The organism is Chryseobacterium sp. (assembly GCF_008014695.1).
In the GTDB taxonomy this organism is placed as follows: domain Bacteria; phylum Bacteroidota; class Bacteroidia; order Flavobacteriales; family Weeksellaceae; genus Kaistella.
In genome coordinates, this window is the sequence record NZ_VOXE01000002.1 from 86,832 (window position 1) to 99,899 (window position 13,068).

Below are 13,068 nucleotides of genomic sequence, written 5' to 3' on the forward strand. Positions count from 1 at the left end.
TTAAAAAGTTATGAAAAATTTAGTAAAATTATTACCGGTTGTTGCGGTATTGGCCTTAACAGGCTGCAAAAAAAACGAAAAGGCAGATCAGATTATCGTAAATGAAACTTCAACCGAAATGCCGGCGGAACCAGCACCAGCACCTGCAGTTGCGACTCCTGAAGAAATGGTAAAGGAAGCACAGTCTAAGCCTCTTACTACATTGGCTTTATCTGAAAATCAGTTTGATTTCGGAAAAATCAAGAAAGGAGAAACAGTTCAGCATATCTATGAAGTAACCAACACAGGAACCAATCCGCTGATTATTTCTCAGGTTAAACCCGGTTGTGGTTGTACAGCTCCTGAATATACCAAAGATCCGATATTACCTGGACAAAAAGGAAAGATCACATTGAAATTCGATTCTTCAAGTTTCGACGGAATGGTGAACAAACAGGCTGAAGTATATGCAAACGTTGAAAAAACGCCGATTGTCATTACTTTCACGGCAAATATTCAACCCTAATCAATAAACAGAAGAAAATGCTTACAATATTTTTACAGGCTGCTGCACCGGAAGGTTCTATGATGCCGACCATCCTCATGATGGGAGCCATGTTCGTCGGATTTTACTTTCTGATGATCCGCCCTCAAATGAAGAAATCAAAACAGGAAAAATCTTTTCAGGAAACCCTGAAAGTGGGAAGCAGAGTGGTGACCACCTCCGGAATGCATGGAAGAATTGCTCAGATCCAGGAAGACGGGGTCGTTATTGAAACCCTTTCAGGAAAACTAAAGTTTGAAAAAGCTGCTATTTCCCGAGAGTTTACGCAGCAAAGATTTCCGGACAATGCTCCAGAGGTTACCAAATAAAATTTTTAAGATCAGATAAGATCAAAAAAATCCATCGCGAGATGGATTTTTTTTGTTTAAAACATTTTTCGGTTTCAACTCAGCAGCAGGATGAGCAGACTGGCCATAAAAATCCTGAATATCGTCACCAAAGGATAAACCTGTGCATAACTTTGAATGGGAACATCGGAATCCAGATAATTAGTACTGAACGCCAAAGCAGCAGGATCAGTATAACTTCCGCTCATGATGCCGGCCAGCTGCAGAAAATTGATCTTCATAAAAAACCGGCCGATAATGACCATCAATATCAGCGGGATAAAGGTAATCGCTGATCCGTACAGCAGCCATGTCCAGCCGTTGAATTTTATAAAATTCTCATAAAATCCGTCACCGGCATGAATTCCGACTGCTGCGAAAAACAGACAGATTCCAAGATCTTTCATGAAATAAGTCGCTCCAGTGTTGATGTAGGAATGGATAAATGAAATTCCGCCATATCTTGAAATCAGCAGCGCCACAATTAAAGGACCGGCCGCAAAGCCAAGTTTCAACGGAATAGGCAGTCCGGGAATCATTAACGGAACTGATCCTACGATAATCCCGATCAGAAGCCCACCAAACAGCGAAAGAAAATCAGGTTCCATCAATTTTTTTTCTTGATTTCCGATGATTTTTTCTGCTTCCGCGATGCCCTCTTGGGAACCGATTACTCGAAGGATATCACCGTAAAAAAGTTCAAGGCTTGGTCGCGCCATCATTTCTTTTCCGGCACGGAAAACCCTTGTCACTTTCAGGTCATACGTATTGTACAGATCCAATTCGGAAAGTTTTTTATGTACTGCAGACGGTTTTGTCACAAAAATGTTTTTGGTTCTGATGTCTGATTCTGATTCAATGAACAAATCGGTGGAAGGACGTCCAACAGAGGAAATAAAATGATCCAGTTCTTTTTCCGTTCCCACGAGCATCAAAACGTCTCTTTCTTCCAGACGTGTATCTAAAGTGGGCGAGGCCACGGCTTCGCTGCCGCTGTGTTTGATTCTCGAAACCAAAATATTGGCGCCCACTTCTTTGATGCTGTGCTGAAGGGTTTTCCCGAAAAATGCAGGGTTCGTAACACGCATTTTTTTGTGGATCAAAGGAATCTCGGTTTTTGTTTTGAGCATACGGAACTTCCGCATTTCAGTTTCCGGATGTATTTTCAGTAAAATCTTCGATAAAATAACAGTTCCGATAATACCGAAGACACCGAGCGGATAAGTAATCGCATATCCAATGGCGGGATCGGCGAATGTTTTGCCCGGGAATTGGATCTTTAGTTCTTCGATCGTATTTTTCGCAGCTCCCAAACCCGGAGTGTTTGTGACGGCGCCGCTCATCATTCCGACTAAATTTTCAATCTGAATTCCGGTGATTTTAAAAAGAATAAAAGTGATGATTCCACCAAGTAAAACACAGGAAACTGCGAGGATATTGAATTTCAGACCTTCGTTTTTAAAAGAGGAAAAAAAAGAAGGACCTACCTGAAGACCAATTCCGTACACGAAAAGAATTAATCCGAAGTCCCGTATAAAGTCCAGAATTCCGGCTTCAATACGATAACCCAATTGACCCAGAAGCAATCCTGTAAACATGACGGCAGAAACCCCAAAAGATACTTTTCCGAATTTCAGTCTTCCCAAAAAAATGCCCATTCCAATCGCAAGCATAATGGAAATTAAAGATTGGGTGACATTTGGATTTTCTAAGGGGAAGAGTAACGTTTCCAGCCAGTCCAGCATTTTTATTTTTTTAACTACGTAAAGTTACTGCTTTGAGAGAGGATCGCTTTTAAATATGAAGTGAAATTTATCAATAAAGGAAAAAAATGCTCGTGGAAAATGTACCTGTATTCAGTTATTGAGACAAAAAAAGGGAAGTACAACTTCCCATAAAATTTATTCTTTAGTTTCCAGCTTTAAGTAAAGCTCATCCAGCTGTTCATCTGCAATTTTTGAAGGTGCATCAATCATCACATCTCTGCCTGAATTGTTTTTCGGGAAAGCGATATAATCCCTGATGACTTCATTTCCGTCTAAAATTGCCACCAAACGGTCGAATCCGAAAGCCAGACCAGCGTGCGGCGGCGCTCCGAATTTAAACGCGTTCATAAGGAAGCCGAACTGCGCGTCGGCATCTTCTTTCGTGAATCCAAGCAGATCAAACATTCTGGACTGTAAATCTTTGTCGAAAATCCTTACCGAACCGCCGCCGATTTCGTTTCCGTTCAGAACCAAATCGTAAGCGTTGGCTCTTGCTTTTCCGGGATCAGTCTGCAGCAAATGAATATCTTCAGGTTTTGGTGAAGTAAAAGGGTGGTGCATTGCATGATAACGCCCTGTTTCTTCGTCCCATTCCAAAAGCGGAAAATCAATGACCCAAAGCGGTGCGAATTCTTTTGGATTTCTTAAACCCAAACGGTTCCCAAGTTCCATTCTTAATGCGGAAAGCTGGGTTCTTACCTTATTTTCGTTTCCGGACATTAAGAAAATCAGATCGCCTTCTTTTGCGCCGAATTTTGCTGTTATTTTCTTTAAATCTTCCTCGTTGTAGAATTTATTTACCGAAGAAGTAACAATTCCGTCATTTTGGAATTTAATCCAGATCATACCGGAAGCGCCGATTTGAGGGCGTTTTACCCAATCAATCAGTTCGTCGATCTGTTTTCTCGTGTAATCTGCACAACCTTCTACATTAATTCCGACCACGAGTTCTGCATCATCAAAAATCTTGAAATCTTTTCCTTTTACCAGGTCATTCACTTCCACGAACTCCATCCCGAATCTGATGTCCGGTTTGTCGTTTCCATAGGTTTTCATGGCTTCATCAAAAGTCATTCTCGGGAATTTTCCGAATTCGTTTCCGGTAATGTCTTTCAGTAAAGTTGCCGTCATTCCTTCAAAGATTTCCAGAACATCTTCCTGCTCTACGAAAGCCATTTCGCAGTCGATCTGGGTAAATTCCGGCTGTCTGTCGGCTCTCAGATCTTCATCCCTGAAACATTTTACAATCTGGAAGTAGCGGTCCATTCCGCCAATCATCAATAACTGTTTAAAAGTTTGCGGCGATTGCGGCAATGCATAAAATTGCCCCGGATTCATGCGGCTCGGCACAACGAAGTCTCGTGCACCTTCGGGAGTTGATTTGATGAGAACAGGCGTTTCCACTTCGATGAAATTTTTGTCCGACAGATAATTTCTGACTTTCTGCGCCATTTTATGTCGGAAAATCAGTTTGTCTTTCACCGGATTTCTGCGGATATCGAGGTAGCGGTATTTCATACGGAGTTCCTCACCACCGTCGGTTTCGTCTTCAATTGTGAAGGGCGGAAGCTGAGATTCGTTTAATATCTTTAAGTTTTCCACCAGAATTTCAATGTCACCGGTTGGAATTTTCGGGTTTTTGCTCACTCTTTCGATGACTTTCCCTTCGATTTGAATGACAAATTCGCGTCCGAGTTTTTTGGCGTTTTCCAAAAGTTCGGCAGATGAACGGTCAGCATCAAAAACGAGCTGGGTAATTCCATAACGGTCGCGCAGATCGATCCATATCATAAATCCTTTGTCGCGGATGGTCTGAACCCAGCCGGAAAGGATAACATTTTCATTAAGATTGGTCAGAGAAAGTTCTCCGTTGGTGTGCGTGCGGAACATCGTAAGAATGGATTTTGGGATGATTGTTCTTGAAAATTTTATAGTTGCAAAGATAGGATTTTTGGATGAAATGAGGCAGTTGATCGCGAAGTTTCAGCCTGCGGATGAGTAATTAATCCGGCCGGTATTCGATTAATTCTCCTGGCTGACAGTCTAATGCTTTACAGATAGCTTCGAGCGTCGAAAGTTTAATAGCCTTAGCTTTTCCTGTTTTTAAAATAGAAAGATTGGCTTGCGTAATTCCAATTTTTTCGGCGAGTTCCTGGCTTTGCATTTTGCGTTTAGCAAGCATTACGTCGACGTTGATTATGATGGCCATATTAGATTGTTAAGTCATTTTCAGATTGAAGTTGATAACCTTTTTTGAAGAAGTCATAGGCAAACAAACAGATCATACCGATAAGTACGAAAGGAAATGCGGTAAAAATAACCTTTAAAGTTTTTGTCTCATAAATGAAATTCCAGAATATAAAGTAAACCGTTGCAACAGAAAAGTTCGTCCACACAAAAACCTTGAGCCATATCAGAATGGAATTGCTGAAAATGGGAACTTTACTTAAATTATCAAATATACGATACAACGTATAAAAATAGAATGTTAGTGCACCAAAACCCAATCCGTTCATCAGGAATGTTTCCCAAGAGAATTCTCCGAACATAAAATTTTGGTCAGTGAATGGATAGTTTATTTGGAATGAATTCAGAGAGTTCAAACCAAAAGCATTAACTCCTAAAGTTATGCTATTCCCAAAAATTTCACTATTGCTGGACAATTTATACGAGGCAATCCCGTAGCCAATGAAAAAATAGAACAGATGAAATGCAAAGAAAAGAAAACATACAAAAAATGCCCATTTTACGAGCGTTGCAACAGATTTTTTACCAGTGATGTTCATAATTAGTTATTAAAGTTATTGTGAATATATAATTAATTATTGTAAAACAATAAAAAATCGCGATTAATTTATTATTTTTTTCAGAATTTAATCATGCAACAGATGGAAGGACTTAAAAAAGAAGTTTAAAATTTTATGAATTTTTACGATCCGCCTTTGTGTTTTTTCTTTAACTTTGGGTACATCAATAACTAAAAAACATTATTAATTATGGGAAAAGGTGACAAAAAATCAAAACGCGGAAAAATCAATGCAGGAAGCTATGGTAAAACAAGACCACGCAAATCAACATCGGTAAAAAATATTCCTGTAACCGTTTTGGATGAGGAAGAAAAAAAAGCCCCTAAAACCAAAGTGAGAAAAGAAGTAGGATACCCAACTGACAAATCAGAAAATGCTGAAGTAGCTGCTGAACCGAAACCCAAAACCCCAAGAAAGAAAAAAACCGAAGAATAATCTTCGGTTTTTTATTTTTTCAGAGGAAATGTTATTTTCTGCCTCCCAAAATGCTTCCAAGAAGGCCACCTAAACCGTCTTGCTTTTCAGAAGAAGTTTCTCTGCCGAGGACGCCTCCCAAAATATCGTTTAATGGATTTCCGGATGACTGCTGTGAGCCACCGCCCAAAACCTGTCCCAGAATATCATTGATGGGATTTGAAGGTTCAGCCTGCGCCTGATTTTGCGCACCGCCTAAAATTCCGCCTAAGAGATCGCCCAGTCCGCCGCCGGAATTTACGCCGCTTGCCTGTTTTTCTTTTCCGATGAATCCCATAATCAGTGGTGCAAGCATTGCCAAAACCGGTCCTATTTTATCCATGGAAATTCCGGTGTTCTGGGAAAGTTGGTTTTCAACCTGCCCTTTTTGTCCTCCAAAAATGTGATCCAGAATCGAACCTCCTTCCTGCTGTCTGGTTTCGGCCTGTGACGGATCGTTCAGAATACTTCCGTCATGATCTTTTTCAAGTGCATTATTCAGCGCATCAGCTTCGTTGGGGTTTTCCTGAGATTTTTTTCTCAGATAGGAAATCACCAACGGTGCAGCAACAGCAAGCAAGGCAATAATCTGGTTTTTAGAGATTCCGAATTTATTTTCAGCCTTTTCAGCGACCTGGTTTCCGGCACTGCCGGTAATTAAATCAATTAAATTCATGGTTGTTCTTTAATGTTAAGAGTTGAACTCACCTTCATCAAAAAACATTCCGCAAAATTGCGGTTGGATGGAAGATTAATTCTTAAAAATCGGAACATTCGAACAGGCCTCACCAAACATCAGTGATTTGGCTATTGGTTTAAGCTGCTCAACAAGCTCGATGTAAGCGTTTTCAGGTATATTTTCGTCGGAACAGCCTTTCACCAAAATTCTTTTACCGGTCATGTCGGTAAAATCATAGGTTTGAATGGCATTGTGCATGAGCAGGACTTCCAAATCCTCACGGTTGCCAAAAACAACTTTGGACGCTGAATCGGTGATTTTTGCGGTGAGAAGAAAATAGGCCCAAAGCGGCACAATTGCATCGGCGGAATTGTAAATATAAACGTAACAGTCTCTGTAGTTTTCGCCGTTAAGTGCTGCGACTTTTTCCCGAAAATCTTTTTCCTTTAAAATCAGTCCTTCAAAAAGAAAATCCTTCAAATCAATTCCAATTCGTTTCCCTTTTGGGACGAGCGCGGAAATATCAAGATTCACCAGACCGCTGTCTGCAACCTTATTCTTTATTTCAAAATCTTCTGACATTTTTTATCTTTATCTTTGGCAAAATTACAATTTTATTACGAAGTGAAATACTATATCATTGCAGGAGAAGCTTCAGGAGATCTGCATGCATCCAATTTAATGAAATCGATTCTGAAAAAAGATCCTGAAGCCGAATTCCGGTTCTGGGGTGGTGATTTAATGACAGAAGTGGCTGGATTTTCTCCGGTAAAGCACTACAAAGATCTGGCCTTTATGGGATTTCTGGAAGTGGCAAAAAACATCGGAACGATTTTTAAAAATATCAGATTCTGCAAAGAAGATATCCGAAGTTATAAACCCGATGTGTTGGTTTTGGTAGATTATCCAGGATTCAATTTAAGGATAGCCCAATTTGCTAAAAATCTCGGAATTAAAGTAGTTTACTATATTTCGCCCCAACTTTGGGCCTGGAAGGAAGGAAGGGTTGAAAAAATAAAGAATTTTGTGGATGAAATGCTCGTCATCCTGCCTTTCGAAAAAGAATTCTATCAAAAACATGGAGTGGATGCCCATTTTGTCGGTCACCCTCTTTTAGATGCAGTCTCGGATCTAAAACCGATCGATATTGAACAGTTTAAATCGGAAAACGGACTGAACGAAAAGGAAATAATCGCTCTTTTGCCCGGTTCCCGTGAACAGGAAGTGACCAAGATGCTGGAACTTATGCTTTCCGTTCGTCCGCAGTTTCAGGATTATCAGTTCGTGATTGCCGGTGCTCCCGGCTTGCCGAAAGAATTTTACGAAAAATTTGTTGATGAAAACGTTCATTTTATTTCGAACAGAACATATGATTTACTGCGGTCTTCCAAAGCAGCACTCGTCACTTCTGGCACTGCTACTTTAGAAACGGCTCTGCTGAACATTCCTGAAGTGGTGTGTTACCGAAGCAGTAGAATTTCTTATGAAATCGGAAAGCGCGTCGTTAGAAACATCAAATACATTTCTCTTGTGAATTTAATCATGGATCGGGAAATTGTAACCGAACTGATTCAAAAAGATCTGAAAACTGAGAATTTGGTTAGAGAACTGAAACTGATATTAACTGGAGAGCCGCGTCAAAAAATGCTTAATGAATTCGACTTACTGCGTAAAAAACTCGGTGGGAAAGGCGCGAGCGATCATGCTGCTGAAATTATTGTCCGGTAAAATATTTAAGGTCAACGTATTAGATAAAAATATATTACTTTTATAGTAAATATTTTTTCTTGTATAAACAGCCATTACTTATTCTGTGCGTTTGTTTTATTCTGGGAATTTTCTTTCAGGAAAAATTTATTTTGACTGAAAAATACATTGTTTTTATTCTCATTTTCAGTTTTCTGACGCTATTCCTCTTGTTATCAGGGAATTTTTATGTACAGAAATTCAAGTTCTGTTTTCTTGGATCTTTCTTCTTTTCACTCGGACTTTTTGCCCATTTTTTAAGGAACCAACCGCCTCGACTGCCTCAATTCAACACCAAAGAAAGCATTGTCTTTAAAATGCAGAGAAAACTCAATTCCAACGAGAAAAACCGGCGGTATGAGGTTGCAATTGTAGACTGCGAAAACTACAGAGACAAAACCTTTTTCCCGATTAATTCGGTACTTTCCGTTCCCAGATCAGAACCGGAACTAGACTTTCAGCATTATTATAAAGCGGAAGCTTATGTCAACCGCGTTCAGCCGCCTGCATATGATTTCAACTTTGATTATCAGAAATATTTAGCCAGAAGAAACATCTATTTTCAGAGTTATCTTCCCAACTCTTATCGTGCTGCATTTAGAAATGACCTGAGTCTTTCGGAAAAAATCCGTCAGAAAAGGCTGGAAACCTTACATAAAATTGATTCTTCACAGCTTTCGCCCAAAACGAAAGAATTTACGAAAGGAATTATCCTGGCCGACCGGACGGAGATGGATGAACAGACGGTGCAGGATTTCAGCAAATCAGGTCTGGTGCATATTCTGGCAATTTCCGGCTCGCATATGGCGATTATTTTCTGGCTCATTCTCCTCTTTTTGAAACCGGTTTTCCCAACAAAATTTCGCCATTTCCAGATCATTATCGCTTTGTTTTTAATCTGGGCTTTTGCTGTTTTTATTGATTACGGAAGTTCTGTAGTCCGCTCCTGCATTATGATTTCGGTGTATTACATTTATGTTTTGCTTCAGCGGAAACCCGATTTGCCCCATGCCATGGCTTTATCGGCATTTATCATTTTAATTTTAGACAGCAACCAGCTTTTTGAGGTCGGTTTTCAGTTGAGTTATGCGGCTGTTTTCGGGATTTTATGGCTGAATCGGCCCATTTTGAAGTACCTTCCGAAACCGAAAAACAATTTTCAGAATTTTCTGGTGAATGTCCCGTCAATCAGTTTGGCGGCACAGATTGCCACTTTTCCGATCGTAATTTTTTATTTCCATCAGTATTCATTCATTTCACTTCCGGCAAATCTGGTGGTGATTCCGTTTTCAGAAATCATCATTATTTTTTCTTTGCTGATGACCGTTTTGCTGGCTATTTCGCTGCAGTTTTCGGGACTGAACTTTATTTATGAATCTTTTGTGAATGGTTTGCTGATGGTAATTCACTTTTTCGGAAATACAGAAGCCGCTTTTATTAAAAACATTCCGATGAGCCTTCCGGAAGCTGCGGTCTTATTTGTGGGAGTCTATTTTTTAAGATTTCTGATTTTAAAGTTCAGTATGAAGGCTATTTTTCGTTTTCTGGCAATCGTTCTGCTTTATTTCATGCTGAAGACCGCCTTAGGGCTGTATTATGACCGGAACAATGAGATTTTAATTCATGAATATTTTAACCAGACCATTGTTTCTGTAAAAGAACGGAAGAAGGTCATTTTCTGGGTAAAGGAGAATGCTGATCTCAATAAAATCAGAAAATTTGTAATTGACCCTTATTTGACTTCGAGGCGGACAGATGATTATGAGATCAAATTTCTGCGTAAAGAGGCAAAGGCGATAGAAATCAACGGAAAACTTTATCCGCTGAAGTATAGGAGATGAATCCGATCGTAGTTATCACTCTTTTCGTCTTATTTAGAAATGTTACAAACTGTAAATTTCTGACTTTTCTCACCTTCAATTACCTTAACAATTTTTTAACTTTGTGAAAATTTCAATTTAAACAATAATTATGGCGGGATTAACGAATTCTACTATCGGTAGAAAGTATGCAATGGCATTGTCTGCAATGTTTTTGCTCATTTTCCTTATCATGCACCTTTCGGTCAACATCATTTCCGTTTTCAGTCCGGGCGCTTTTAATACAGCTTCAGATTTTATGGGTTACAATCCATTCATACAGTTTCTGATGCAGCCTGTTCTCGCATTTGCAGTGATTTTCCACTTTATTATGGGATTTGTTCTGGAGCTCAAAAACCGCAGTGCACGACCTGTACGTTATGCGGTTAACCACGGTTCTGCCAACTCAACATGGATGTCGAGAAATATGATTATTTCCGGTCTTGTGGTTCTGGCATTTTTGGGACTTCATTTTTACGATTTCTGGTGGCATGAGATCAGTTTCAAATATGTGGATGTAAATACACCGGATGCTGAAAGATTCTGGCCGGAACTTCACGAGAAATTTGCAGATCCTTTAAGGGTAATATTTTATGTAGTGTCTTTCATTCTGTTGGGTCTTCATTTGGCGCACGGTTTTCAGTCCTCATTTCAGTCGGTTGGTGCAAGACATCCCAAATACACTCCTGTGATTAAGGCATTGGGCACCTGGTATTCGATCCTGATTCCGGCAGGTTTTATCTTCATTGCAGTTTATCATTATTTAACTCAGTAAAATTTTAAGTTTTTTGTTAAAATTTAAAATAAAAGTATTCACGAACTCAAATGGAAATCTCCGTATCGTGGATTGATTAAAATTTAAAATTTCTAAAAATGAGCAAATTAGATTCTAAAATTCCAGCCGGCCCTTTAGCCGACAAATGGAAAAACCATAAAGACCACATGAACCTTGTTGCGCCCAACAATCGCGACAAAATTGATATTATTGTTGTTGGAACCGGGTTGGCAGGAGGTTCTGCAGCAGCAACTTTGGCAGAACAGGGATATAATGTAAAGGCCTTCTGTTATCAGGATTCACCAAGAAGAGCGCACTCTATTGCAGCTCAGGGCGGAATCAACGCAGCAAAAAATTATCAGGGCGACGGTGATTCAACCTACCGTTTGTTCTATGACACGATAAAAGGAGGAGATTACCGCTCGCGCGAAGCCAATGTATACCGTCTTGCAGAAGTTTCTGCTGATATTATTGACCAGTGCGTTTCACAGGGCGTTCCTTTCGGAAGGGAATACGGCGGCCAACTTGACAACCGTTCCTTTGGTGGAGTACAGGTGAAAAGAACTTTTTACGCAAAAGGCCAGACCGGACAGCAGCTTCTATTGGGAGCATATTCCGCCATGAGCCGCCAAATCGGAAAAGGCCGGATTAAAATGTATAACCGTCACGAAATGATGGAACTGGTGATCGTTGACGGAAAAGCCAGGGGGATTATCGCAAGAAACCTCGTAACCGGTGAAATCGAAAGACATTCTGCACACGCTGTTGTAATTGCTTCCGGAGGTTACGGAAATGTGTATTTTCTTTCCACCAATGCAATGGGATCGAACGTTTCCGCAGCCTGGAAAATCCATAAAAAAGGAGCGTATTTCGCAAATCCTTGCTATGTTCAGATTCACCCGACCTGTATCCCGGTTCATGGAACGCAGCAGTCTAAACTGACGTTAATGTCAGAATCTTTAAGAAACTCAGGAAGAATCTGGGTGCCTAAAAATATTGAAGACGCCGTAGCCATCCGCGAAGGAAGGTTAAGAGCCGAAAGCATTCCTGAGGAAAACCGCGATTATTATCTGGAAAGAAGATATCCTGCATTTGGAAATCTCGTTCCGCGGGATGTGGCTTCGAGAGCAGCAAAAGAAAGATGCGATGCCGGCTACGGGATCGAAAACAATGATACGAAAGAAGGCGTTTACCTGGATTTCTCTACAGAAATCATTAAAAAAGGAACAGAGTCAGCCTTGGAAAAAAATATTCACAATCCTACTCCGCAGCAGATCTACGATTTAGGGAAAGCCTGGATCGAAGAAAAATACGGAAACCTTTTTGTGATGTATGAAAAAATCACGGCGGATAATCCGTACGTGACTCCAATGAAGATTTATCCTGCGGTTCATTATACGATGGGTGGTGTTTGGGTAGATTATAATTTACAGTCCACGATTCCGGGATGTTTTGTGATTGGTGAAGCGAATTTCTCCGACCACGGCGCAAACAGACTCGGTGCTTCTGCACTGATGCAGGGCTTGGCAGACGGATATTTCGTGCTTCCTTACACCATTGCTGACTATCTTTCAGCAGATATCAGAACCGGTGCCATTCCGACAGATTCGCCGGATTTTGCAACGGCCGAGAAAGAGATTAAAGACAAGATCAATTTCTTCATCAATAATAACGGTACGCACACTGTAGATCATTTCCATAAAAAATTAGGACACATCATGTGGAATAAAGTGGGGATGGGAAGAACGCCGGAAGGCCTTCAGGAAGCGATCAAAGAAATTGAAGAAGTTAGAGCAGAATTCTGGAGAGATGTAAAAGTTCCGGGCACAAACGAAGAAATGAACCCTGAACTTGAAAAAGCCTTCAGAGTGGCAGATTTCCTTGAACTGGGTCATTTAATGGCGATTGATGCGCTGAAAAGAGAAGAATCATGCGGTGGACATTTCCGTTGGGATCATGCAACGCCGGAAGGTGAAGCGGAGCGGGATGATGAAAACTTTAAATATGTTGCAGCATGGGAGTATCAGGGAATTGATATCAACAAGGAGGTTATGCACAAAGAAGATCTGATTTACGAAAACATCGAAGTAAAAACCAGAAGTTACAAATAACC

The 13,068-nt window shown here is 40.4% G+C and carries 12 protein-coding genes and 1 pseudogene; 7 read left to right on the forward strand and 6 right to left on the reverse strand.

Annotated features, from left to right (window positions below; all coding sequences use genetic code 11):
- Positions 1-10 precede the first annotated feature (10 nt).
- Together FUA25_RS04790 and yajC are read left to right on the forward strand one after the other, a co-directional pair.
- Positions 11-505, forward strand: coding sequence for a DUF1573 domain-containing protein (locus FUA25_RS04790; RefSeq protein WP_147755786.1), 495 nt, complete (start codon positions 11-13; stop codon positions 503-505).
- Between the two features lie 17 nt (positions 506-522).
- Complete coding sequence (gene yajC, locus FUA25_RS04795; protein WP_147755787.1) at positions 523-852, forward strand: preprotein translocase subunit YajC; 330 nt, start codon at positions 523-525, stop codon at positions 850-852.
- 74 nt (positions 853-926) lie between these two features.
- Here the strand turns inward: yajC and FUA25_RS04800 are convergent, their stop codons facing one another.
- The 4 genes from FUA25_RS04800 to FUA25_RS13225 all read right to left on the reverse strand — a co-directional run bounded on the left by FUA25_RS04800 (position 927) and on the right by FUA25_RS13225 (position 5,185).
- Positions 927-2,615 (reverse strand): putative transporter, encoded by a 1,689-nt coding sequence (locus tag FUA25_RS04800; RefSeq protein WP_147755788.1) that lies wholly within the window; start codon positions 2,613-2,615, stop codon positions 927-929.
- A 156-nt stretch (positions 2,616-2,771) separates the two neighbouring features.
- Positions 2,772-4,526 (reverse strand): aspartate--tRNA ligase, encoded by a 1,755-nt coding sequence (gene aspS / locus FUA25_RS04805; RefSeq protein WP_147755789.1) that lies wholly within the window; start codon positions 4,524-4,526, stop codon positions 2,772-2,774.
- A gap of 112 nt (positions 4,527-4,638) precedes the next feature.
- Complete coding sequence (locus FUA25_RS04810) at positions 4,639-4,845, reverse strand: helix-turn-helix domain-containing protein (RefSeq protein WP_147755790.1); 207 nt, start codon at positions 4,843-4,845, stop codon at positions 4,639-4,641.
- A gap of 1 nt (position 4,846) precedes the next feature.
- Positions 4,847-5,185 (reverse strand): DUF2975 domain-containing protein, encoded by a 339-nt coding sequence (locus FUA25_RS13225; protein ID WP_185146657.1) that lies wholly within the window; start codon positions 5,183-5,185, stop codon positions 4,847-4,849.
- Positions 5,186-5,632: 447 nt separating this feature from the next.
- On the opposite strand from FUA25_RS13225, the pseudogene FUA25_RS13325 reads away from it, so the two are divergent.
- A pseudogene (locus FUA25_RS13325) lies at positions 5,633-5,711 on the forward strand (30S ribosomal protein THX); the annotation flags it as partial.
- Positions 5,712-5,909: 198 nt separating this feature from the next.
- Here FUA25_RS13325 and FUA25_RS04825 read toward each other — a convergent pair.
- Positions 5,910-6,572, reverse strand: coding sequence for a DUF937 domain-containing protein (locus tag FUA25_RS04825; protein WP_147755793.1), 663 nt, complete (start codon positions 6,570-6,572; stop codon positions 5,910-5,912).
- 75 nt (positions 6,573-6,647) lie between these two features.
- Positions 6,648-7,157, reverse strand: coding sequence for a DUF2480 family protein (locus tag FUA25_RS04830; RefSeq protein WP_147755794.1), 510 nt, complete (start codon positions 7,155-7,157; stop codon positions 6,648-6,650).
- Between the two features lie 42 nt (positions 7,158-7,199).
- Between FUA25_RS04830 and lpxB the strand changes: the two genes are divergently transcribed.
- The 4 genes from lpxB to FUA25_RS04850 all read left to right on the forward strand — a co-directional run bounded on the left by lpxB (position 7,200) and on the right by FUA25_RS04850 (position 13,066).
- Positions 7,200-8,303, forward strand: coding sequence for a lipid-A-disaccharide synthase (gene lpxB / locus FUA25_RS04835; RefSeq protein WP_147756323.1), 1,104 nt, complete (start codon positions 7,200-7,202; stop codon positions 8,301-8,303).
- A 131-nt stretch (positions 8,304-8,434) separates the two neighbouring features.
- Positions 8,435-10,162, forward strand: coding sequence for a ComEC/Rec2 family competence protein (locus FUA25_RS04840; RefSeq protein ID WP_185146658.1), 1,728 nt, complete (start codon positions 8,435-8,437; stop codon positions 10,160-10,162).
- Positions 10,163-10,292: 130 nt separating this feature from the next.
- Positions 10,293-10,955: a succinate dehydrogenase cytochrome b subunit gene (locus FUA25_RS04845; RefSeq protein WP_147755796.1), complete on the forward strand. Its 663-nt coding sequence runs from the start codon at positions 10,293-10,295 to the stop codon at positions 10,953-10,955.
- 98 nt (positions 10,956-11,053) lie between these two features.
- A complete protein-coding gene (locus FUA25_RS04850; RefSeq protein ID WP_147755797.1) occupies positions 11,054-13,066 on the forward strand; it encodes a fumarate reductase/succinate dehydrogenase flavoprotein subunit in 2,013 nt (670 codons plus the stop codon).
- Positions 13,067-13,068 lie beyond the last annotated feature (2 nt).